The following is a 22,779-nucleotide window of genomic DNA, read 5'->3' as shown; positions in this document are numbered from 1 at the left end:
CCTCCAAGAAAGGATGCGGGCCACCGGCCGCTTCGCCCCCTCGCCCACCGGCCCGCTGCACGCCGGCTCGCTGGTGGCCGCGCTCGCGAGCTGGCTCGACGTGCGTGCGCGCGGCGACAGTGCGCGCTGGCTGGTCCGCATCGAGGACGCCGACACCGAGCGCTGCCTGCCCGGCATGGGCGAGCACATCCTGCGCCAGCTCGCCGACTGCGCGCTGCTTCCCGACGAACCGCCCGAGTGGCAGACGCAGCGCACCGCGCACTACGAGGCGGCGCTGGCCGCGCTGCAGGCGTGCGGCCTCACCTACCCCTGCGGCTGCTCGCGCAAGGACATCGACCTGGCCCTGGCCCGGCTCGGCCATGCGCACGAGCGCCATGGCGAGCGCGTCTACCCCGGCACCTGCCGCGACGGCCTGCACGGCAAGCCCGCTCGCGCCTGGCGCTTTGCCGCGCACCGCATGCCGGCCGGCGACCTGCACTGGCACGACCGCCGCCTCGGCCCGCAGCGGCAGGACGTGCAGCGCGAGGTCGGCGACTTCGTGCTGCGCCGCGCCGACGGCCCCTGGGCCTACCAGCTGGCCGTGGTGGTCGACGACGCCGAACAGGGCGTGACCGACGTGGTGCGCGGCGAAGACCTGGCCGACAACACGGCGCGCCAGATCCTGCTGCAGCAGGCGCTCGGCCTGCCCACGCCGAGCTACCTGCACACGCCGCTGGTGCGCGGCGCCGACGGCGACAAGCTCTCCAAGCAGAACGGCGCCACGGCCATCGACACCGCGACGCCGCACGCCGCGCTGGCCGCGCTCGATGCCGCCGCGCGCGCGCTCGGCCTGCGCCCCGCGGCCGCCGGCCATTGCACCGCCGCCCTGGCCGGCTGGGTGCCCGAATGGCGCGATCTCTACAATTCGCGGCCCTCATGAACATTCCCGACACCGTGTCCAACGACCTCCCGCCCGGCGACGACCTGCCCGCATCCCCCGAAGACGACGCCACCGACGGCAAGCCGCACCCGCTGCACCGCCGCCTCAAGAGCTTCGTGAAGCGCGCCGGCCGCACCACCGACGGCCAGGCCCGCGCCTTCGCCGAGCTGGGCCCGCTGTTCCTCGTGCCCTACACGCCCGAGCGGCTCGACCTCACGGCGGCCTTCGGCGGCCGCGCGGGCCCGACGGTGCTGGAGATCGGCTTCGGCATGGGCGAGGCCACGGCCCACATCGCCACGGTGCTGCCCGAGACCAATTTCCTGTGCTGCGAAGTGCACGAGCCCGGCGTGGGCGCGCTGCTCAAGCGCATCGGCGAGCAGTCGATCTCGAACATCCGCATCTGCGCGCACGACGCGGTCGACGTGATCGACCACATGCTGCAGCCCGACACGCTGGCCGGCGTGCACGTGTTCTTTCCCGACCCCTGGCACAAGAAGCGCCACAACAAGCGCCGCCTGATCCAGCCCGAGTTCGTGACCAAGCTGGCGCAGCACCTGCGCCCCGGCGGCTACATCCACTGCGCCACCGACTGGCAGCCCTACGCCGAGCAGATGCTCGAAGTGCTGGGCGCCGAGCCGCTGCTGCGCAACACTGCGCCGGACACCGGCTACGCGCCCAAGCCGGCATACCGCCCGCTCACCAAGTTCGAGAACCGCGGCCTCAAGCTGGGCCACGGCGTGTGGGACCTGGTGTTCGAAAAACGCGCCTGAGCGCGCGTCACCTTCCCCCGCTCACTCGACGAGCTTGAAGCGGAACGGCAACCGCATGCGGGCGCGCACCGCACGCCCGTCCGCCGTGCGCGCCGGGTCGAAGTGCCATCCCTTGAGCGAATCGGTCGCCGCCTGCGACAGCAGCGGGTGCGGCGAGCGTTCGACGCGGATGTCTTCGGGCTTGCCGTCCACGCCGACGAAGAAGGCCGTGACCACCAGGCCCTCGATGCCCTCTTCCACCAACGCGGACGGATAGCTGGGATAGCGGCGCTGGCGGATCACCGGCTCCGTCACGACAGCGTCCGCCGCAACGCGCGGATCGGCGCGCGGCGCCGCCATGAGGGTCGGCCCCGGCGGCAATGCCATCGGCGGCCCCGCCAGTGGCAGCGGTGGCGGCTCGATCGTCGATGGCGGCGGCAGGGGTGGCGGCTCGATCATCGGTTGCGGCGGCTGCGGCGCAGCCACGGGCACGAAGACCTCCGGCGCGGGCAGCGCCTTTTCCACCACCTTCGATGGGGGCGACACGACGCAACCGGCGAGCGCCGCGCACATCCCTCCCAGAACCCAGGACACAGTTGTTTTCATCAGGGCAATTCTGGAGCACCCGCGCCTTCCGCCCTGGCCTCGAAATTGCTACACTTTTTTACTATTGTTAGCAAAAGGTAGCCAATGAACGCGTCTCGCAGGACATGGCTGGGAAAAGCCTCCGCAGCGCTGCTTCTGGGAAGCGGCCTCGGCATCACCCGTCCCTTGCTGGCACAGACGCCACGCCCGGCCGCCGCCGGGGCCCGCGTCGTCCTGCTCGGCCAGTCGGTGCCGCTCACCGGCAGCGCCAACGAGATCGGCAACGCCTTCGCGGCCGGCAGCCGGCTCGCCGTGAGCGACTTCAACACGCGCAACGCCGCCACCGGCCTGCAGCTGAAGCTGCTGCAGCTCGACGACGGCTACGACGCCGCGCGCGCCACCACCAACGCGCGCACGCTGCTGGGCGCGAACAAGGCCGACATGCTGTTCGGCTTTGTCGGCACCGCCAGCAGCGAGGCCGGCGCCAAGGTCGCCACGCAGCAGGGCAGCCTGCTCTTTGCGCCCTTCGCCGCCTCCGACACGCTGCGCGGCCCCGAGCATCCGAACGTGTTCCATGTGCGCCCCGGCATGATCGACGAGGCCCTCAAGATCGTGCGCCAGTGCGCCACCGTGGGGCAAAAGCGCATCGCGCTGGTGGGCGACGACGACGCCATGGGCCGCGCCGGCCTGGCCGCCGTGCAGCAGGCCGTCACCGAACTCAAGCTGCCGCCGCTGGTCGCCAGCGCGCTGGTGCCCGCCGGCGCCGACAAGCTCGACGCCGCGCTGAAGACCGTGCAGCAGCAGATGCCCCAGGCCATCGTGCTGGTGTCGCTCTCGGGCACCACGGCCGGTGCCATCCGCAAGCTGCGCAAGAGCGGCTACACGGGCAACTTCATGGCCTTCTCGATCGTGGGCATCGACCCGCTCTACGCCGAGCTGGGCAAGGACATCGGCGGCATCGTGATCTCGCAGGTGGTGCCCTCGCCGCGGCCCTCGGCCATTCCGATCGTCAAGGAGTACCTCGCGGCGGTCGACAACTCCGACCAGACCGCGTCGTACGAAGGGCTCGAGGGCTTCATCGCCGCCAAGGCCGCGGGCGAGGCGGTGCGCCGCGCGGGCCGCGGCTTCAGCACCGCCACCCTGCAACGCACGATGACGGCGATGACCGACTACGACGTGGGCGGCTTCCGCATCAACCTGCGCCCCGGCCTGCGCGACAACGTGCGCAGCATCGACCTCATCAGCATCTCCGCCGACGGTCGCGTCCTGCGCTGACGCGCCTCACACGGCGCTGTCGCGCAGCAGCTCGGTGAAGCGCTGCTGCACGTACAGCGCCGTCGCGCCGAGCGGGCGTCCCTGCAGCCACAGCATGCGCACCGACAAGCGAGGCAAGGCCAGCGACGGGCAAGGCACTTCCTTCAGCGCCTTGCTGAAGCCCTCGTAGCGCGCGATGTTGATGGGCAACACGGCCCAGCCCAGGTTGTCGGCCACCATCTCGGCCGTGCTGTAGAAGCTGTCGGAGCGCCACACGCGCGGGCTGTAGGCCACCTCGTGCACGTCGTCCGCGTGCATCAGCAGCTGGCGTTGCCGGGCCAGGTCCTGGCGCCGCACCGTGCGGCCGTCGGCCAGCGGGTGGTCGCTGGCCACGAACACGCCCTGGCGCACGCTGCCGATGTGGCGCTGGTCGAAGCTCGCGCGCACCGGGCCGCGGTCGAAGTGAAAGGCCACGCTGGCACGCTCCTGCTCGACGTAGTCGGCCACCTCGGTCGCGGTGCCGTTCAAGAGCGTGAGTTCGAGGCTCGGAAACTTCACCGACAGCTCGCGCATCAGCGTGCCGATGGCGGTGTACGGCAGGGCCTCGTCCAGCGCCAGCGACAGCGCGGCCTCGTCGCCTTCGTGCAGCGAGCGGGCGCGCTGGTCCAGCTGCTCGGCCTGCCGCAGCAGTTCGCGCGCCTCCAGCAGCAGCACCCGGCCCGCGTCCGACAGCTGCGCGTTGCGGCGCGAGCGATCGAACAGCGCCACGCCGAGGTCGACCTCGAGCAGCCCGATGGCGGTGCTCACGGCCGACTGGGCCTTGCCCAGGTGGCGCGCCGCGGCCGAAAACGAGCCGCACTCGGCGGTCGTCACGAACTGGCGCAATTGGTCAATGGTCCATTCCATTTCGGTCATCCATCTATTTTTTAGATTAATTCAATATTTATTCATTCATTTCAATGACGCAAGATGGCGCCATGACGAATGTGAACAACAAGACGACACCGGTGTTCGAACTCAGCTGGTGCAGCGATCCTTCCCAGGCACAGGCGATGACCGCCCTGTTCCTGCAGCAACTTTCCCCTTCCTACATCTCGCACTCCGAGTTGCAGGAGCAGCGCGCCGTGGCCCCCGGCGAATGGCGCGCCGACCTGCCCGCCGTCTTCATGGCGCAAGTGCGCGAGACCCTGGCGCTGGACCCGGCCACCGCCCACGCACGCGTGGCCATCGCGCGAGCCGACGGTGCACTGGCCGGCTTCGCGCTGGTGTCCATCGACGACACCCGCCGCGCCACGCGCAGCTTCGCGACGCTCGACGACCTCGTCGTCGATGCGCGCTTCCAGGGCCTGGGCCTGGGTGGCCGGCTCTTCGACTGGGTCTGCGCCGAGCTGCAACGCCACGGCGTCCAGCGCCTCTTTCTCGAAAGCGGCGTCGGCAACGCGCGTGCGCACGACTTCTTCCACGCTCGCGGCTGCGAGACGGTCTCTGTGACGATGCTCAAGGAACTGGACGGCACCACCGCACAGCCGCACGACCGGAGGGCCACGCCATGAACGGCTTGAACCCCACCGCCAAGAAATGGATCACGCTCGGCATCGTCTCGATGGCGCTGCTGCTGATCGTGGTCGACATGACCGTGCTCTACACGGCGCTGCCCACGCTCACGCACGACCTGGCCGCGTCGGCCACCGAGAAGCTCTGGATCCTCAACGCCTACACCGTGGTCGTCTCCGGCTTCCTGCTGGGCATGGGCGCGCTGGGCGACCGCGTGGGCTACCGGCGCATGTTCGTCGCGGGTCTTTCCGTGTTCGGCATCGCCTCGCTGTGCGCGGCCTACGCGCCGAACCCGGCCGTACTGATCGCCGCGCGGGCTCTGCTGGGCGTGGGCGCGTCGATGATGATGCCGGCCACGCTGGCGATCCTGCGGCTGGTGTTCACCGACGAGCGCGAGCGCGCCGTGGCCATCGGCGTGTGGGCCTCGGTGGCCTCGGGCGGCGCGGCGCTCGGGCCGGTCGTGGGCGGCGTGCTGCTCGAGTACTTCTCGTGGGGTTCGGTGTTCCTCATCAACGTGCCCGTGGTGGTGCTCGCGCTGGTGCTGGCCCTGTGGCTGCTGCCGACGCAGAAGAACACCGGCACGCGCCCGTGGGACTTCATCGGCTCGGTGCAGGTGCTGGCGGGGCTGGTCTTCCTGGTGCTGACCATCAAGGAGCTCACGAAGTTCGCGCCCTCGGTCACGACAGCCGCCATCACCGGCGCACTCGCCGCGGCGGCCATGGCCCTGTTCGTGCGGCGCCAGCGGCGCAGCAGCGCACCACTGATCGACTTCCGCCTGTTCCGCAACGCCTACTTCTCGGGCGGCGTGATCGCGGCCATCGTGGCCTCGGTGGCGCTGATCGGTGTCGAGCTGGTGTTCAGCCAGCGGCTGCAGCTGGTGGTCGGCCTCACGCCGCTGCAAGCCGGTCTCACCCTGCTGCCGCTGCCGTTGGCGGCCTTCGTGGCGGGGCCGCTCGCGGGCCTGCTGCTGGCACGCACCGGCTCGCGCCCCGTCATCCTGGGCGGCCTCGTGACCACGGCGCTGGCGCTGTGCGCGCTGGCACTGGCGGTCGATGCCGGGGGCCTGCTCAAGCCGGCCATCCTGGTGCTGCTGGGGCTGGGCGTGGGCGCGACCATCACGGCGGCGTCCAACGCGGTCATGAACAACGCGCCCGTGGAACACGCCGGCATGGCGGCGTCGATCGAAGAGGTGTCGTACGAACTCGGCGGCGTGCTAGGCATCGCGCTGCTGGGCAGCGTGCTCTCGGCGAGCTACACCGCCGCGCTGGTGATTCCCGACGGCCTGGCCGTGCCGGCCTCGGCCGGCGACAGCATCGACGCCGCGCTGCTGGCCGCCGAGACGCTGCCCGCGCCCGTCGCCTCGCAGCTCGTGGCACTCGCGCACACGGCCTTCGACCAGGCCTTCTTCTCGGTGATGGGCGTGGCCGTGGCGATCGTGATTGCAGCGGCCTGCGCCGTGGCGTTCCTCGGCTGGCGGGCCCGCCCGACGGGTGCGCAGCGCACGGAGCGCTGCGCGTAACCGGCCTCAGGCAGCGCTCGCGGCTTCGTCGATGAGCGCCGCCACGGCCTGCGGCTGCGAGGCCAGCGAGGCGTGGCTGGCCGCCAGCGTGATGACCTTCTTCGCGCCCAGGCGCGCCGACATGCGCTCCTGGTTCACGGGCGAGATCATGCGGTCCTCGCTCGAGATCTGGTACCACGACGGCTTCTTCTTCCAGGCCGGCGCCGTGATGGTGTCGCCGAAGGTGCTGGCCAGCGGTGCCTTCTGCGTGAGGCCCATCACCAGGCCTTCTTCGGCGCTCAGGTCCTGGCAGAAGCTCTCGTGGTACTTCTCGGGTATCACCCACAGGTAACCATCGCTGTCGGGCGCCAGGTTGGGCACGGCCACGGGCGGATGCTCCTGCGTGATGCCGCCGGGGCTTTCGCCCGCGTCGGGTGCGAAGGCGGCGATGTAGACCAGCCCCACCACGTTGGGCAGGTCGCCGGCCTGCGTGATCACCGCGCCGCCATACGAGTGGCCGACCAGCAGCACCGGCCCCTGCACCTGCGCCACCATCTTGCGCGTGCGTTCGGCGTCGTCGGCCAGCGAAGTCAGCGGCAGCTCGACCGCGCGGATGGCCGTGTGGCCCTTGCGCAGCAGCTCCACGATGACGTTGTGCCAGTGCGCCGCACCACCCCAGAAACCATGGACCAGGACGACCGTCGGTTTGTTGTTGCTCATGATTCGCCACCTTCCAGTGAAGAAATAAGACACCGGGCCGCCGGAATGACGGGCCGGGAAAGTCTTATACGCCTGCGCCCTGCCCGCGCTGTGACAAGACCCTCAGCCCGTGCGCACCAGCCCCTGCAGCGCCTCGAGCGACAGCAGCACGATGCGCCCGTAGCCCAGCGACACCACGCCTTCGGTGGCCAGCGCATTGAGCTCCTTGGACAGCGTCTGGCGTGTCACGCCGAGCATCATGGCCAGCGCCTCCTGCGACAGCATGAGTTCGTGCCGCAGGTGCACCGACTGCGTGGCGTCGCCGCGCGCCAGCACCAGCAGCCGGTGCGCCACGCGCGCGCGCAGGCTGCGCAAGGTCGCGTCTTCGGCCAGGCCGTAGAGCATGCGCACGCGCGCGGCCAGCATGGCCGCGATGGCGTTGGAAAACACCACGTCGCGCATCTGCCGCACGAAGGCCTCGGGCGGCACCACCAGCAGGTCGAGCGCTTCGAGCGCGGTGGCGTCGTGCGTGCGCGGCGAGCCGTCGATGAGCGTGATCTCGCCGAACCAGTTGCCCGGCTCCAGCACCGCCAGGATGGCCTCGCGCCCGTCCTGGCGCAGCGACGAGATCTTGATCGTGCCCGCCACCAGCCCGTAGAAGCCGCCGCCCGCCGCATGGATCGGGTCGCCCTGGCGGAACACCATGGTGCCGCGCCGCACATGCAGCAGCTCGGCCGCGCCCAGCAGCGCGTCGCGCTGTGCGCGCGGCATGCTGGTGAACCAGGGGTTGCCGTCGAGCGCGGCGCGGTGCGCGGCCGACAGGCGCGGCTTGGTCGAGGTGGCCATAGAGGGAAAAAAGGCGCCTGAGGCGGGTTTACCAGAACCTCGCATTGTCAAATTCTTGACAGTTGAAGGTCAAGCGCAGGTCTACAGTGGCCGCCATCCCCCAAGAACGGAGACCCCACACGATGAACGCACGGGCAAGTTTCAAGCGCATGCAGGACAGCACGCGCGAAGACTGGCAACTGATCGGCGGCGAGTTCATGCAGTTCGCGGGCGGCCTGCCCGCGCGCGTGATCAAGCACCTGCAGATCCTCGAAGGCGACTACGGCGGCTTTCCGGTCGACCGCTACACGCACTCGCTGCAGACCGCCACGCGCGCGCTGCGCGACGGCCGCGACGAGGAGTACGTGGTGTGCGCGCTGCTGCACGACATCGGCGACACGCTGGGCAGCTTCAACCACCCCGACATCGCCGCCGCCATCCTCAAGCCCTTCGTGAGCGAGGCCAACCACTGGATGGTGCAGAACCACGGCATCTTCCAGGGCCACTACTTCTTCCACCACATCGGGCTGGACCGCGACATGCGCGACAGCTTCAAGGACCACCCGCACTACGAGCGCACGGCCGAGTTCTGCGCGCTCTACGACAACCCGGCCTTCGACCCCAAGGCCGAGACCCTGCCCATCAGCGAGTTCGAGCCCATGCTGCGCCGCCTGATGGCGCAGCCCAAGCAGAGCGTCTACAAGACGGTGCTGCAAGAGCCGACCACCGCTTGATCAAGACAAAGGACACCCGATGAACGCCACCTCCGCCTCCGAAATCCAGAAGCTCGTCTCCGCCGAAGAATGGCAGCTGCGCGTCGACCTCGCCGCCTGCTACCGCCTGGTGGCGCTGTACGGCTGGAGCGACCTCGTCTTCACGCACATCAGCGCGCGCGTGCCCGGCCCCGAGCACCACTTCCTGATCAACCCCTACGGCCTGATGTTCGACGAGATCACGGCCTCCAGCCTGGTCAAGGTCGACCAGCAGTGCAACAAGATCATCGACTCGCCCTACCCCGTGAACCCGGCCGGCTTCGTGATCCACAGTGCCGTGCATGCCGCGCGCGAAGACATCCAGTGCGTGCTGCACACCCATACCCGGGCCGGCATCGCCGTGAGCGCGCAGAAGAACGGCGTGCTGCCCATCAGCCAGCAGTCGACCTTCGTGCTGGCCTCGCTGGCCTACCACGACTACGAGGGCGTGGCCTTCCGCGACGACGAAAAGCCGCGCCTGCAGGCCGACATGGGCCACGCCAACTTCCTCATGCTGCGCAACCACGGCCTGCTGACCTGCGGCAAGACCATTGCCGACGCCTTCCTTTCGATGTACACCTTCGAGAACACCTGCCAGATCCAGATCGCCGCGCAGGCCGGCGGCGGTGAACTCACGCACGTGGACCCGAGGATCATCGACGGCGTGGGCCAGGCCATGAAGGTGCAAAGCGGCGGCTTGGGCGGCATGTTCGTCTGGCCTTCGCTGATCCGCAAACTCGACCGCATCGACGACAGCTACAAACAATAAGACGCGTCGACCCCGGTTTTGTACGGCTGCCAGCGCCCGCGCGACGGGTGCCGGCAGCCATTTTTTTAAGCGCGTTCAAGAAGAACGACAGAGGAGACAACACCCCATGGACACCACGCTCATCGTGACCCGGTTCCTGTTCGGCGCGCTCGCGCTCGTGATGTTCGGGCTGGGGCTGTCGCTCTCGCTCGAAGATTTCCGGCGCCTGTTCAAGCACCCGAAGGCCGTGACCATCGCGCTCGTGCTGCAGGTCATCGGCCTGCCGCTGGCCTGCTACGCGATCATCGTGGGCTTCGGCCTGTCGCCGGTGTTCGCCATCGGGCTGATGCTGCTGGCGGCCTCGCCGGGCGGCATCTCGGCCAACCTGTTCTCGCACCTGTTCGGCGGCAACGTGGCGATGAACATCTCGCTCACGGCCGTGAACACGCTGCTGTCGATCGTCACGCTGCCGCTCATCGCCAACTGGGCCATCGGCCATTTCGCGCAAAGCGGCCAGGTGGTGCCGCTGCAGACGCGCAAGCTGGTCGAAGTGATCGCCATCGTGCTGGTGCCGGTGGCCATCGGCATGGTGGTCGCGTCGCGAAAGCCCGGCTTCGCGGCGCGCATGGAAAAGCCGACCAAGATCTTCAGCGCCGTGGTGCTCGCGGTGGTCACGGTGCTGGCCATCGCCAACGAGTGGAAGAACATCACCACCACCTTCGCCGAGATCGGCGTGCCGGTGCTGCTGTTCAACCTCGTGAGCCTGCTGGCGGGCTACTACCTGAGCCGCGCCGCCGGCCTGGACAAGCCGCTGGCCACCGCCATCAGCTACGAGATCGGCATCCACAACTCCACGCTGGCCATCTTCATCGCGGTGAGCGTGCTCGGGAGCTTTCCGCTCGCGCTGCCGGCCGCCATCTACTCGGTCGTGATGTACATCACCGCCCCACTGTTCGGATGGCTGTTGCTGCGGCGCGGCCAGCCCGCCGCCGTGCCTGCGCCATGATGCGCGCATGGAACTGAGACAACTGCGCTACTTCGTCAAGGTCTGCGAGCTGCGCAGCATGGGCCGCGCGGCGGTGGAGCTGGGGGTGGTCACCTCGGCGCTGAGCCAGCAGATCAGCCGGCTCGAAAGCGAACTCTCGACCCGGCTGCTGCGCCGCCATTCGACGGGCGTCATGCCCACCGACGCGGGCCTGGCCTTCCTGCACCAGGCGCAGCTCACCTTGCGCCACGCCGACGACGCCGTGCGCGCGGCGCAGCAGGCGCGGCTGTCGGGCCATGTGAGCGTGGGCCTGGCGCCCACCACCGCCACCGTGCTGGGCGTGCCGCTCATGCAGGCCATGCAGGCGCGCTACCCCGAGGTGCGGCTGCACATGGTCGAGGCGCTGTCGGGCCACCTCACGACCATGCTGCACGCGCGCCAGCTCGACCTGGCCGTGCTGTTCCAGACCGACACGCCGCGGCGCTGGAGCGTGTCGCCGCTGCTGGCCGAAAAGCTCTTCGTGATCGCGTCGCCCACCCTCACGCCGCGCCCCACGGGCAAGAAGGTGCGCCTGTCGCAACTGGCCGAGGTGCCGCTGATCCTGCCCAGCGGCAGCCACGGCCTGCGCGCCACGCTGATGGCCGCCTTTGCGCGGGCGCGCGTGGCGCCGCGCATCGTGGCCGAGGTCGACGGCCTGGCGCTGCTGATGGACGCGGTGCGCGCCGGCCACGGTGCCACCATCCAGCCCGGCGCCGCCACGGCGCGACACGACCGCGACGACCTCGAACTCACGCAGATTTCGGACGCGCACGTGGGGCGCCGCAACCTGCTCGTGAGCCTGTCGGACGACGAGCTCTCGCCCGCCGCGTTGGCCGCGCGCGTGGTGGTGGCCGAAACGGCGCGCACGCTGGTCAGCGAAGGCCGCTGGGCCGGTGCAAGTCTTCTCGAAAACTGAACACCTGTTGCCTCTTTCGGCCTTTCGCGTGAAGGCCTCGCTCCCTAAAGTCTCCTGCATTCCAAGGAGACCCACGAGTGATAGACGTACTGGTTGTCGGTGGCGGCAATGCCGCGCTGTGCGCCGCGCTGATGGCGCGCGAAGCTGGCGCTTCGGTGCTGCTGCTGGAGGCCTCGCCCAAAGAATGGCGTGGCGGCAATTCGCAGCACACCCGCAACCTGCGCTGCATGCACGACGCACCGCAGGACGTGCTGGTCGAGGCCTACCCTGAAGAGGAGTACTGGCAAGACCTGCTGAAGGTGACCGGCGGCCTCACCGACGAGCGCCTCGCCCGCCTCGTGATTCGCGCCTCGTCCAACTGCCGCGACTGGATGCGCCGCCACGGCGTGCGCTTCCAGCCGCCGCTGTCGGGTGCACTGCATGTGGCGCGCACCAACGCCTTCTTCATGGGCGGCGGCAAGGCGCTCGTCAACGCCTACTACCGCAGCGCCGAAGCGCTCGGCGTGCAGATCCGCTACGACACGCCCGTGGCCTCGGTCGAACTCGACGGCGAGCGCTTCGTGGCCGTGCGCACCGAGGCCGGCGAGCGCATCGCAGCCAGGAGCTGCGTGCTGGCCTCGGGCGGTTTCGAATCGAACCGCGACTGGCTGCGCGAGGCGTGGGGCCGGAACGAGCGCGGCGAATGGCCGGCCGACAACTTCCTCATCCGCGGCACGCGCTTCAACCAGGGCGTGCTGCTCAGGCACATGATCGACGCGGGCGCCGACAGCATCGGCGATCCGTCGCAGGGCCACATGGTCGCCATCGACGCGCGCGCGCCGCTGTACGACGGCGGCATCTGCACGCGCATCGACTGCGTGTCGCTCGGCGTGGTGGTCAACCGCGACGCGCAGCGCTTCTACGACGAGGGCGAGGACTTCTGGCCCAAGCGCTATGCGATCTGGGGCCGGCTCGTGGCGCAGCAGCCGGGGCAGATCGCCTGGTCGGTCATCGACCAGCAGGCGGTCGGCCGCTTCATGCCGCCGGTGTTCCCCGGCACGCAGGCGAACACGCTCGGCGAACTGGCGCAGAAGATCGGCCTGGACGAAGCCACCTTCGTGCGCACCGTGCAGGACTACAACGCCGCCTGCCGCGTCGGCCGCTTCGACCACACGGCGCTGGACGACTGCCACACCGAAGGCCTCGCGCCCGCCAAGACGCACTGGGCGCGCCCGATCGACACAGTGCCCTTCCATGCGTATCCGCTGCGCCCCGGCATCACCTTCACGTACCTCGGCCTGAAAGTGGACGAGACCGCCGCCGTGCGCTTCGGTGGACGCCCGAGCCCCAACCTCTTCGTGGCCGGCGAAATGATGGCCGGCAACGTGCTGGGCAAGGGCTACACGGCCGGCGTGGGCATGAGCATCGGCACGGCCTTCGGGCGCATCGCCGGCACGCAGGCGGCGAAGGCCGCCAAGAACGTTTCGAAGAATTCCCCGGAGACCGCCCTTGCAGCAGCTCACTGACCTCGTCGCACGCGCCCGTGCGGATGCCGATGGCATCGGCAGCACCCCGTCGCCATCGCAGCGCGTGATCCCGATCCAGCCCGCCCTGCCGCTGACTGCTTCCGAGGGCGAGGTCGCGCGCATCCTGCAGATCTGCAACGCCTGTCGCTACTGCGAAGGCTTCTGCGCCGTGTTCCCCGCCATGACGCGCCGGCTCGAGTTCGGCAAGGCCGACACGCACTACCTCGCCAACCTGTGCCACAACTGCGGCGCCTGCCTGCATGCCTGCCAGTACGCGCCGCCGCACGAGTTCGCCGTGAACGTGCCGCAGGCGATGGCGCAGGTGCGCCTGCAGACCTACCACGACTACGCCTGGCCGCCTGCGATGGGTGCGCTCTACAAGCGGGCCGGGCTCACCGTCGCATTGGCGCTGGCAGGCGGGCTCGCGCTGTTCCTCGTGCTGGCCGTGGCGATGGCTGGTTCGCTCGTGCACGCGCCGCTCGCGGGCAACTTCTACGCGATCTTTCCGCACAACTTCCTGGCACTGGTGTTCGGCGCGGTGTTCCTGTTCGTGATGTTCGCGCTGGCCATGGGCACGCGCCGCTTCTGGCGCGAGGTCTCGCCCGCGAACGACCCGGGCAACGCGCCCGACCTACCGGGCGTGCGCCGCGCAGCCAGCGCCGAAGCCGCCCACGACGCGCTGCGCCTGAAGTACCTCGATGGCGGCCATGGCGAAGGCTGCAACAACGCCGACGACCGCTTCACGCTCTGGCGCCGGCGCTTCCATCACTTCACCTTCTACGGCTTCATGCTGTGCTTCGCCTCCACCTGCGTGGCGACGCTGTACCACTACCTGTTCGACCTGCACGCGCCCTATGCGCTCACGAGCCTGCCCGTGCTGCTGGGCACCACGGGCGGCATCGGCCTCGTGATCGGACCCGTCGGCCTGTTGTGGCTCAACCTGCGGCGCCACGCCGCGCACGGCGACGTGGCGCAGCGGCCGATGGACCGCGGCTTCATCGCGCTGCTGTTGCTCACGAGCCTCACGGGCCTGGCCCTGCTCGCGTGGCGCGACACGCGCTTCATGGCGCTGCTGCTGGCGGTGCACCTGGGCGTGGTGATGGCGCTCTTTCTCACGCTGCCCTACGGCAAGTTCGCGCACGGCATCTTCCGCTGCGCGGCGCTCCTGAAGTTCGCGATCGAGAAGCGCCTGCCCAGCCGATTGCGGCTGGGTGCAGACTGACCGACATGGCCTGAAGCGGCCGGGGTCGGACAAGGCCCTACGCCCAAGGCGGAAACCCGCTGGCCGGGGCGGGCGGGGGTTGTCTGCAGAATAGGCGGCCATGCATGTTCGAAAAGCCGCCGTTCTCGCCCTCGTCCTGTCCGCCCTCTCCCTCCCCGCCATCGCGGCGTCCGTTCCGAAAAACCTCCAGCCCTCCGACGCCGCCGAAGCCCGCATCGAATCGCTGATCGCGCGCATGACGCTGCAGGAAAAGGCCGGCCAGCTCAGCCTCTACGGCCCGGCCGACATCAACATCCCGAACAACCCGCAGGCCGGCTGGCGCAACGGGCAGCAGGAGACCGAGGACGTGCGCAACGGGCGCCTCACGGGCCTGTTCAACAACGCCGGCCTCGAAGGCAAGCGGCGGCTGCAGCAGGTGGCGGTGCGCGAGTCGCGGCTGGGCATTCCGCTGATCTTCGGCGCCGACGTGATCCACGGCTTTCGCACGATCTTCCCGATGCCGCTGGCCGAGGCCTCGAGCTGGGAACCCGCGCTGGCCGAGCGCACCGCGCGCGCGGCGGCGGTCGAGGCCACGGCCGACGGCTTTCGCTGGACCTTCGCGCCCATGGTCGACATCGCGCGCGATGCGCGCTGGGGCCGTGGCCTCGAAGGCGTGGGCGAAGACCCGTACCTGGCGCGCCAGTTCGCGGCGGCGCGCGTGCGCGGCTTCCAGGGCAGCAACCTCGCGAACGCCGATTCGATGCTGGCCACGCCTAAGCACTTCGCGGCCTACGGCGCGGCCGAGGGCGGGCTCGACTACAACACGAGCGAAATCTCCGAGCGCACGCTGCGCGAGGTCTACCTGCCGCCGTTCCGTGCGGCGATCGATGCGGGCGCGCTGTCGGTCATGAGCGCCTTCAACGAGATCGGCGGCGTGCCCTCGACCGCCAACCCCGCGCTGCTCACCGGCGTGCTGCGCGACGAGTGGAAGTTCAAGGGCTTCGTGGTGTCCGACTACACGGCCGACGAGGAGCTCATCGAACACGGTCACGCTGCCAACGGCCGCGAGGCCGCCAAGCTGGCCTTCATGGCCGGCACCGACGTGAGCATGCAAAGCGGCCTGTACATCCGCCACCTGCCCGACCTCGTGGCCTCGGGCGAGGTGCCGATGGCGCGGCTCGACGAGGCCGTGCGGCGCGTGCTGCGGGTCAAGCTCAAGCTCGGCCTCTTCGACGACCCGATGCGCGGCCTCGACGGCCCGCCGGCCGCGCAGCGCGTGGAGAACCCCGAGTTCATCGCGCTGGCCCGCGAGAGCGCGCGCCGTTCCATCGTGATGCTGAAGAACGAGGGCCAGCTGCTGCCGCTCGCGAAAACCGGCCCGCAGAAGATCGCGCTGATCGGCCCCTTCGCCGAGGGCACGAAGGACCTGATGGGCTCCTGGAGCCTGTTCCCGGGTCAGTCCGCGCCCGTGGGCATCGACGAAGGCCTGCACGCTGCGCTTGGCACCGAGGCCTCGCGATTGACCGTCACGCGCGGTGCGAACGTCGAATCGCCGCTGCCCGGCGGCATCGAGGCCGCCGTGGCCGCCGCGCGCGAGGCCGACGTGGTGGTGCTGGCCATCGGCGAGAGCCAGAAGATGTCGGGCGAGTCGCGCTCGCGCAGCGACATCGGCCTGCCGCAGGCCCAGCAGGACCTGGCCGAGGCCGTGGCCGCCACGGGCAAGCCGGTGGTCGTGCTGCTGAGCAACGGCCGCGCGATGGCGCTCAAGGGGGCCGTGCGCAATGCGCGCGCCATTCTCGTGACCTGGTTCCTCGGCGTGCAGACCGGCCACGCGATCGCCGACGTGGTGTTCGGCGACGCCAACCCCTCGGGCCGCCTGCCCGTGAGCTTTCCGCAGACTGCGGGCCAGGTGCCCTACTACTACGCCCACAAACGCACCGGCCGCCCCTCGCCCGAAAGCGCGCCGGGCACGGCCTTCAAGACCCGCTACCTGGACGCGACGAACGAGGCGCTGTACCCCTTCGGTTTCGGCATCGGCTATGCGCCGGTGCGCTACGACCAGGTCGAGCTGAGCACGGACCGCCTCGCCATTGGCAATACCCTGCGCGTGCGCGCGACCGTCACCAACACGGGGACGCGCGAGGCGGAAGAAGTGGTGCAGCTGTACCTGGCGCAGCGCGCTGCGAGCGTGACGCGGCCGGTGCGCGAGCTGAAGAATTTCCGCAAGGTGCGGATTGCGCCGGGGGCATCGGAGGTGGTCGAGTTCACTGTCGGCAATGACGACCTGCAGTTTCTGGGGCGGGACATGAAGCCTGTGATCGAGCCGGGCGAGTTCGACTTGTGGGTCGCGCCTTCTGCGGCTGGCGGGATTCAGAAGCGCTTCGTGTTGACGCGGGAGTGAGTTTTTTTCAGGGCACGTGCACAGGCCACCGGGTACTTCCCTCCGCGAATGTCCCCCGGGCTTCGCCCTCCTCCTTGATTTCGCTGCGGGAAGCACCCAGTGTCCTGCGCACGGGAAGCGGCGGTGGTGTGCTGGCCAATCAACGACCCCACTGATGACGATCACGTCGATGGGGTGCCTTGCGCAGCGAAATCAAGGAGGAGGCCGAAGGCCGGGGGACATTCGCGGAGCAAGGTACCCCGTCGGCGGGATCGTCGCCCTGAACAAGCTCAGTCGAACACCCCCGTGAACGCCACCCGGCTCACCACGCCCGAGCTGCTCGCGCCGACACCCAGCGTCACGCTGTAGCGCCCATCCTGCGAGGTGCGGCGGATCGATCCGCCCATGGCACTTTCACTGCGGAAGTTGCCCAGCCCCACGGCATAGCTGATCTTCCCAGGCACGACCGGCGCAGCCTCCATGGCGGCAACGCCTGCAATACCGGCATAAGCACGCCGCGCGTTCTCGTCCATCTGGCTTTGCAGTCGCGCAGCAGTGAAGTCGGTGTAGGCCTTGCCCAGCGGCAGTCCTTGCGCAGCGACGCTGTCGGTGTAGGCGTTGGCAGTGCTCACGCCCTGCTGCACCATGCCTTGCACCTGGCCCACGTTGGTCGCGTCATCGGGCGCGCTACCGGGCGCCACGCCGGTGAGCTGGCGGTTGCCCAGCGCCACTTCGCCGGTCGACGACTGCAGCCCGCTCATGCCCACGGCCACGTAGTTCGACTGCGCGCCGCGCGTGGTCGTGCTGCCCGCGCCGAGCGCCACGCTGTTGGCATGCGAGGCCGATGCGTTGCTGCCGAGGGCAATGGCGTTGTCGGCGCTCGCGCGCGCGGCGCTGCCCAGCGAGATCGCCTGGTTCGCGTTCACGTACACGCCGGCGTCGGCACCGATCGCGATGTTGCCGCTGCCCATGACGTTCTGGCCTGCGCCGCTGCCCTGCGCGATGTTGTGGCTGCCCACCACGCCCTGGCCGGCCGCCGTGCCGAGCGCCAGGTTCTGGTTGCCCTGCACGCCGCCGCCCGCGGCCTGGCCCATGGCCACGTTGTTGCTGCCCGCCACCTGCGCGCCGGCCATCTGCCCCGAGGCCTGGTTGCCCGAGCCGGTGACGCCACTGCCCGCGCCCTGCCCCGTGGCCAGGTTGTTGCTGCCGGTCACGTTGCGACCCGCATCGCCGCCGTAGGCCTGGTTGGCGTTGCCGGTCACGTTGCGCCCGGCGTTGCTGCCGTAGGCCTCGTTGCCGTTGCCCTTCACGTCGGTGCCGGCCCAGAAGCCGACGGCGTTGTTGTAGTCGCCGGTCACGTTCTGGCCCGCGCTGCGGCCCATCGACTGGTTCCAGCCGCCGACCACGTTGGTGCCCGCGTAGTAGCCGATGGCCTGGTTGGCGTTCTTGCCCGACACGCCGGTGCCGGCGCCCTCGCCGATGGCCAGGTTCCAGTTGGTGCTGACGTTGTTGCCCGCGCCCTTGCCGAAGGCCAGGTCGTTGCTGCCCGTGACACCGGTCGTGCCGGCCTTGTCGCCGATGCCCAGGTTGCCCTTGGCCGGGTCCCAGGTGATCGGCTGGGCCGAGGCGATGCCCATGCCGGCCACCGAGCCGAGGGCCACGGCCAGCCCGAGCAGGGTGTGCGTGCTGTTCTTGCGCTTCATGACGTTCAGGCCTTCAGGTGCAGGGCCATGGCCGGATCGCTCACGCCGGGCTTGCCGGTCTCGACGCGGCCCGCGAAGCGGCGCTCGGTGTGCCCGGCGCTGACGGTGAAGTCGTACCAGTAGCCGCTCTTGTCCAGGCTCCAGTGCAGCATGCCGGTGGAGCCCGGTGCGACCTCGAGCGTCCAGGGGCCGTCGTTGCGGTACGCGTTGGCCGTCACCGTGACCTTGCCGGCCGCCTTGCCGTTGTTGTGCACCTTCAGGTAGACCTGCCCGTCGACCGGCTCGTAGCAGACCTGCACCTCGGGCTTGAAGCCGGCGGTGTCGAAGGCCAGTGCGTCGCCCTGGAAACTGCGCACGTAGCCGTTGGTGCTGTAGACCCACAGGTCGTACTTGCCGCTGTCGCTGGCGCCGGTGTTCCAGTAGTCGGCCAGCTGCTTGCCGGCCTCGACCGTGTAGCGGCGCGGGATGCGGTCCAGGTGCAGCTTGTCGTAGACATGGAACACGGCGCCCTGCGTGCCGGAGTTCACGAACACCAGTTGCACGAGGCCGCGCGGCTCGACGCGTGCGCTGGTGTGCAGCTCGTAGGGCAACGCGCGCGAGAAACGCGTGCCGGTCTCCTGGTACAGCGGCTGCGGCGTGGCGGGGGCGTTCCTCACGGGGGCCGTGGGCAGCAGCCGCTGCGCCGCATTGATCGCGGGGAAGTTGCTCGTGTCGGGCAGCTTGGGAACGACCGGATCGTTCGGGCTCACGAAGTCGAAGCAGGTCGTGAGGTCGCCGCACACGGCGCGGTGCCATGGGCTGATCGCATCCACCGTGATGTCGAAGCGCTTCTCGAGGAAGCGGCCCACCGAGGTGTGGTCGAACACCTGCGAGTTGACCCAGCCGCCCTTGCTCCACGGCGACACCACGTACATCGGCACGCGCGAGCTCAGGCCCCAGGGGCGGATCTTGCCGGTGGTGGTGTTGTCGGCGGCGGCCAGGTAGCTGCCCACCGAGGCGTCGAAGTACTCGCCCTCCAGCGGCACGGTCGACTTGCCCATGAGCGTGCCGTTGGCGTCGTACGAGGGCACGGCCGGCATGGCCAGGTGGTCGAAGAAGCCGTCGTTCTCGTCGAAGGTCACGAACAGCGCGGTCTTGCTCCACACGGCCGGGTTGGACGTGAGCGCGTCCAGCACGTCGGCGATGAAGTCGGCCGCGCCGGCCGTGCCTTCGCTGCTGCCGGGGTGCTCGGCCAGCGCCTGCGTGGGCAGCACCCACGAGACGTCCGGCAATTTGCCCGTCATCACGTCCTGCTTGAGCTGGGCCAGGAAGTTGGTGGCGCCGTCGGCCGTGTCGGGGCCGCCCGTGAGGCCGTGCTCATAGATCGGCGAGCCCGGCTGCGCGGTGCGAAAGCTCTCGAAGGCCAGGCAGCCGTGCATGGCGCCCGTCCAGTTGTTGTTCATGTTCTGGTAGATGTGCCAGCTCACGCCCTTCTTCTGCAGCAGGTCGGGCAGCGTGTCCCACTTGAAGGCGTTGTTGACGTACTTGTAGTTGTAGTCGCCCGTGATCGGGTCTTTCTGGCCGGAGCCGTCGGCCTCCTGCGGGCGGTTCGCCACCCAGTTGGACGGCTTGGGCCAGCAGCGGGAGTTCACGGGTTCGGAGTCGGTGTCGGTGCTGTTGATGCCCTTCTTGCGCAGCTCCGGGTTGAAGTTGGAGCCCGACCAGAACACGATGCGGTTCGGGTCGGTGCCGGTGAGGATGGAGCAGTGGTAGCCGTCGCACACCGTGAAGGCATCGGCCAGCGCGAACTGGAACGGGATGTCTTCGCGCAGGTAGTAGCCCATCGTGGCCTGGTTCTTGAACTGGATCCAGCGGTCCATCTTTCCCTGGTTCCAGGCAGCTTGCTGGTCGGGAAAGTTGTGCGGCGTGCCCGAACCGATCAGCGCGTTGGCAATCGTCGAGTCGCGGCGGAACGGCGGAATCTCCGCGCCGCCCGCGGGGTTCGACTGGAAGTACACCGACTTGCCGTTGGCCAGCGGAATCGGAAAGCGGTCGCCGAAACCGCGCACGCCGCGCAAAGTGCCGAAGTAGTGGTCGAAGCTGCGGTTCTCCTGCATCAGGATCACGACGTGCTTGATGTCCTTGATGGTGCCGGTGTCGACGGCGGCCTCGACGGCGAGCGCCTTGCGGATCGTGGGCGGCAGCAGGGTGAGGGCCGAGGCCGCGCCGACGGCGCCGGCCGACTTGCGGAAGAAATCGCGACGGTTGGAGGGGTTCATGGGGAGTCTTTCAACGCGAGGACAAAAAACAGAAAAAAGGAAGGCGTGTGGATGAAGGCGGCGCGCGGCTCAGGGCGCGCACTTCAGCGCCGGCGTCGGGGCGGGTGGCTCCGGCGTGGTGGTCGGGGGCGTGGGGCCGGTGGGCGGCAGCACCGGCAGGCCGCCGCCACCGCCCCCTCCGCCGCCGCACGCGGCGAGGCTCAGGCACAGGAGAAAGCCCGCCGCAGCGAGGCCATACCGGGAAGAACGTGAGGTCATGAAGGTGTCCTTTTCTGGATCGAAGGGGCGTGGGAAGAAAAGCAGGGCGAAGCCGGGCCGTGCAGGCCTCGAAGGGCTTGCACCGGCACGGGAAGAAACGGGGAGAACTCGGGTGCCCGAAGTGGGCGGATGGGTGGGTGTCAGCGCTCAGGCATAGCGGCTGCGCATCCGGGCTGCGACCCTGTCGAGCACGAGCACCGTGAGGAAGATCGCGATCAGGATCGTTCCGACGTGCGCGTAGTTGTACATGTCGTAGCGGCCCTTCAGCTCCTGGCCGATGCCGCCCGCGCCCACCAGCCCGACCACGGTGGCCATGCGCACGTTGCGGTCGAGGATGTAAAGCGTGTAGGCGATGAACTGCGGCATCACCTGCGGCAGCACCGCGAAGCGCATCACCTTCAACTTGTTCGCGCCGATCGCACGCAGTGCCTCCTGCGGCTTGTCGTCGGCGGTCTCGATGTCTTCGGCGTAGAACTTGCCGAGGAAGCCCGCCGAATGCAGCGCCAATGCGAGCACGCCGGCAATGGGACCGAAGCCATAGGCCAGCACCAGGAACAGCGCACTCACCAGCTCGGGCACCGCGCGGAACATGCCGACCACGCCGCGCGCCAGCGTATAGACGGCGCGGTTCGGCGTGTAGTTCTTCGCGCTGCACCAGGCCAGCGGCGCGCTCAGCACGATGGCCAGCAACGTCGCCCAAATGGCGATCTCGAAGGTCTCCAGCATCTTCACCGCCACGTGCCAGAGGTAGCCGAAGGGCTCGACCAGCACCTCGCGCCGGTCGACCACCTCTTCCATCTGCAACGTCTGCGGATTGAGCTTGGGCTGGCGCGATTCCTCCATCTCGACATGCGAGAACCACGGCAGCCGCTCGCGGTCGAAGCCCTCGATGCGCGACACCTCGGTGCGCTCCGACACCTGCGGCGGAAAGAGCGACCTGGCGATGGTGCCCAGGCCCGACAGCACCTGCGACTGATCGCGCAGGCCGACGGCCGCAAGCACGCCCTCGCCCGTGAGCGACAGCATGCGGCCCATTTCCACGCGCTGGCCGGCGAAGAAGCCGACCACCACCACGAGCAGCAGCACGGCGAGGCTGCGGGCGCCGAAGGGGCGCGGCAGCGCCCAGGCGGATGCGGGGCGGCTCATGGCACCAGCTCCAGCGCGCCGGCATGCAGCGGCAGCGGCGCTTCGGGCGCGGGCCGCGCGGGCGCCGGCGTGCGGCCGTAGACCGCGTCGAACACCTTCGGGTCGAAGGCCGCGGGCGCGCCGTCGAACACCACCGCGCCGTGGCGCAGCGCGACGATGCGATCGGCGAACTCGCTGGCCAGCTCGATCTGGTGCAGGCTGCACAGCACCGTGGTGCCGCGCTCGCGCGCCTGCGTGCGCAGCAGCGACAGCACGTCGTGGCTGGTCTGCGGGTCGAGGCTGGCCACGGGTTCGTCGGCCAGCACCAGCGGCGGCTCCAGCATGAAGGCGCGCGCGATGCCCACGCGCTGCTGCTGGCCGCCCGAGAGCTCGCTCACGCGGCGCAGCAGGTGCTGCTCCTGCAGCCCGACCGATTCGATCAGCGCGCAGGCCTTGGCACGCTGCGCATCGGTGAACAGGCCGAGCAGCGCGCGCCATGTCGGCACCGCGGGCAGCGCGCCGGCCAGCACGTTGTCGGCCACCGTGGAACGCAGCACCAGGTTGAACTGCTGGTGGATCATGCCGATGCGCGGGCGGATGCGGGCCAGCGAGTGGGCGGCAATCTGCACGCCCTCAACCTGCACCGCGCCCTGCGTGGGTTTGACCAGCCCGTTGGCCATGCGCAGCAGCGTCGACTTGCCCGCGCCCGAGGCGCCCAGCACCACGCAGAACTGCCCCGCCGGCACCTGCAGCGACACGCCGTCGAGCGCGCGCGTGCCATCGGCGTAGTGCATGGCGACCGATTCGAAATTCAGCATGGCGACGC

Annotated in this window: 21 protein-coding genes; 12 read left to right on the top strand and 9 right to left on the bottom strand. The window is 69.5% G+C overall.

Features of this window, described 5'->3' with window-relative positions; genetic code table 11:
* Window positions 1–13 precede the first annotated feature (13 nt).
* Window positions 14–919 (top strand): tRNA glutamyl-Q(34) synthetase GluQRS, encoded by a 906-nt coding sequence (gene gluQRS, locus AC07O4_RS12515; RefSeq protein ID WP_495304703.1) that lies wholly within the window; start codon window positions 14–16, stop codon window positions 917–919.
* Window positions 916–1,689, top strand: coding sequence for a tRNA (guanosine(46)-N7)-methyltransferase TrmB (trmB, locus tag AC07O4_RS12510; protein ID WP_495304702.1), 774 nt, complete (start codon window positions 916–918; stop codon window positions 1,687–1,689). Before gluQRS ends, trmB begins: the two co-directional genes overlap by 4 nt.
* Window positions 1,690–1,710: 21 nt before the next feature.
* On the opposite strand, the gene AC07O4_RS12505 is transcribed toward trmB, so the two are convergent.
* Complete coding sequence (locus AC07O4_RS12505; protein WP_495304701.1) at window positions 1,711–2,214, bottom strand: energy transducer TonB; 504 nt, start codon at window positions 2,212–2,214, stop codon at window positions 1,711–1,713.
* Window positions 2,215–2,358: 144 nt separating this feature from the next.
* Here AC07O4_RS12505 and AC07O4_RS12500 point away from each other — a divergent pair, with 144 nt between their 5' ends.
* On the top strand, window positions 2,359–3,528 hold the full coding sequence (locus AC07O4_RS12500) for an ABC transporter substrate-binding protein (protein WP_495304700.1): 1,170 nt from the start codon (window positions 2,359–2,361) through the stop codon (window positions 3,526–3,528).
* A 6-nt stretch (window positions 3,529–3,534) separates the two neighbouring features.
* On the opposite strand, the gene AC07O4_RS12495 is transcribed toward AC07O4_RS12500, so the two are convergent.
* A complete protein-coding gene (locus tag AC07O4_RS12495; RefSeq protein ID WP_495304699.1) occupies window positions 3,535–4,413 on the bottom strand; it encodes a LysR family transcriptional regulator in 879 nt (292 codons plus the stop codon).
* A 71-nt stretch (window positions 4,414–4,484) separates the two neighbouring features.
* Between AC07O4_RS12495 and AC07O4_RS12490 the strand changes: the two genes are divergently transcribed.
* Entirely contained in the window at window positions 4,485–5,060 is a 576-nt protein-coding gene (locus AC07O4_RS12490; RefSeq protein WP_495304698.1) for a GNAT family N-acetyltransferase, read from the top strand.
* Complete coding sequence (locus tag AC07O4_RS12485; protein ID WP_495304697.1) at window positions 5,057–6,580, top strand: MFS transporter; 1,524 nt, start codon at window positions 5,057–5,059, stop codon at window positions 6,578–6,580. The genes AC07O4_RS12490 and AC07O4_RS12485 overlap by 4 nt, the downstream gene beginning before the upstream one ends.
* 6 nt (window positions 6,581–6,586) lie before the next feature.
* Here the strand turns inward: AC07O4_RS12485 and AC07O4_RS12480 are convergent, their stop codons facing one another.
* Window positions 6,587–7,279: an alpha/beta hydrolase gene (locus AC07O4_RS12480; RefSeq protein ID WP_062478359.1), complete on the bottom strand. Its 693-nt coding sequence runs from the start codon at window positions 7,277–7,279 to the stop codon at window positions 6,587–6,589.
* 102 nt (window positions 7,280–7,381) lie between these two features.
* On the bottom strand, window positions 7,382–8,104 hold the full coding sequence (locus AC07O4_RS12475) for a Crp/Fnr family transcriptional regulator (RefSeq protein WP_070060370.1): 723 nt from the start codon (window positions 8,102–8,104) through the stop codon (window positions 7,382–7,384).
* A gap of 122 nt (window positions 8,105–8,226) precedes the next feature.
* On the opposite strand from AC07O4_RS12475, the gene AC07O4_RS12470 reads away from it, so the two are divergent.
* The 7 genes from AC07O4_RS12470 (at window position 8,227) to AC07O4_RS12440 (ending at window position 16,630) form a co-directional block, all read left to right on the top strand.
* Window positions 8,227–8,817 carry an HD domain-containing protein gene (locus tag AC07O4_RS12470; RefSeq protein ID WP_139706971.1) on the top strand — a complete coding sequence of 197 codons (591 nt, stop codon included), beginning with the start codon at window positions 8,227–8,229 and terminating at the stop codon, window positions 8,815–8,817.
* A gap of 19 nt (window positions 8,818–8,836) precedes the next feature.
* Window positions 8,837–9,604, top strand: coding sequence for a class II aldolase/adducin family protein (locus AC07O4_RS12465; protein WP_070060369.1), 768 nt, complete (start codon window positions 8,837–8,839; stop codon window positions 9,602–9,604).
* Window positions 9,605–9,710: 106 nt separating this feature from the next.
* Window positions 9,711–10,589 (top strand): bile acid:sodium symporter family protein, encoded by an 879-nt coding sequence (locus tag AC07O4_RS12460; protein WP_070060368.1) that lies wholly within the window; start codon window positions 9,711–9,713, stop codon window positions 10,587–10,589.
* Window positions 10,590–10,596: 7 nt separating this feature from the next.
* Window positions 10,597–11,523: a LysR family transcriptional regulator gene (locus AC07O4_RS12455; protein WP_495304696.1), complete on the top strand. Its 927-nt coding sequence runs from the start codon at window positions 10,597–10,599 to the stop codon at window positions 11,521–11,523.
* Window positions 11,524–11,600: 77 nt separating this feature from the next.
* On the top strand, window positions 11,601–13,028 hold the full coding sequence (gene tcuA / locus AC07O4_RS12450; RefSeq protein WP_495304695.1) for an FAD-dependent tricarballylate dehydrogenase TcuA: 1,428 nt from the start codon (window positions 11,601–11,603) through the stop codon (window positions 13,026–13,028).
* Entirely contained in the window at window positions 13,012–14,250 is a 1,239-nt protein-coding gene (gene tcuB / locus AC07O4_RS12445; RefSeq protein WP_495304694.1) for a tricarballylate utilization 4Fe-4S protein TcuB, read from the top strand. The genes tcuA and tcuB overlap by 17 nt, the downstream gene beginning before the upstream one ends.
* Before the next feature lie 100 nt (window positions 14,251–14,350).
* Window positions 14,351–16,630, top strand: coding sequence for a glycoside hydrolase family 3 N-terminal domain-containing protein (locus tag AC07O4_RS12440; RefSeq protein WP_495304693.1), 2,280 nt, complete (start codon window positions 14,351–14,353; stop codon window positions 16,628–16,630).
* 269 nt (window positions 16,631–16,899) lie between these two features.
* On the opposite strand, the gene AC07O4_RS12435 is transcribed toward AC07O4_RS12440, so the two are convergent.
* The 5 genes from AC07O4_RS12435 to phnC all read right to left on the bottom strand — a co-directional run bounded on the left by AC07O4_RS12435 (window position 16,900) and on the right by phnC (window position 22,771).
* Entirely contained in the window at window positions 16,900–18,312 is a 1,413-nt protein-coding gene (locus AC07O4_RS12435; RefSeq protein ID WP_307584085.1) for a YadA family autotransporter adhesin, read from the bottom strand.
* 5 nt (window positions 18,313–18,317) lie between these two features.
* Window positions 18,318–20,570: a phosphocholine-specific phospholipase C gene (locus AC07O4_RS12430; RefSeq protein WP_095947864.1), complete on the bottom strand. Its 2,253-nt coding sequence runs from the start codon at window positions 20,568–20,570 to the stop codon at window positions 18,318–18,320.
* Window positions 20,571–20,639: 69 nt separating this feature from the next.
* Window positions 20,640–20,828 carry a hypothetical protein gene (locus AC07O4_RS12425; RefSeq protein ID WP_083259093.1) on the bottom strand — a complete coding sequence of 63 codons (189 nt, stop codon included), beginning with the start codon at window positions 20,826–20,828 and terminating at the stop codon, window positions 20,640–20,642.
* 147 nt (window positions 20,829–20,975) lie between these two features.
* The gene (gene phnE / locus AC07O4_RS12420) at window positions 20,976–21,974 is read right to left on the bottom strand and encodes a phosphonate ABC transporter, permease protein PhnE (RefSeq protein WP_495304692.1); all 999 of its coding nucleotides are present in this window, start codon (window positions 21,972–21,974) and stop codon (window positions 20,976–20,978) included.
* On the bottom strand, window positions 21,971–22,771 hold the full coding sequence (gene phnC, locus AC07O4_RS12415; RefSeq protein ID WP_495304691.1) for a phosphonate ABC transporter ATP-binding protein: 801 nt from the start codon (window positions 22,769–22,771) through the stop codon (window positions 21,971–21,973). Before phnC ends, phnE begins: the two co-directional genes overlap by 4 nt.
* Window positions 22,772–22,779: the final 8 nt, after the last annotated feature.

This window comes from Variovorax sp. GW821-FHT09D04, from assembly GCF_059416405.1.
Note: the sequence above shows the minus strand (reverse complement) of the source record. Positions and strands in the feature narration are given on the sequence as shown.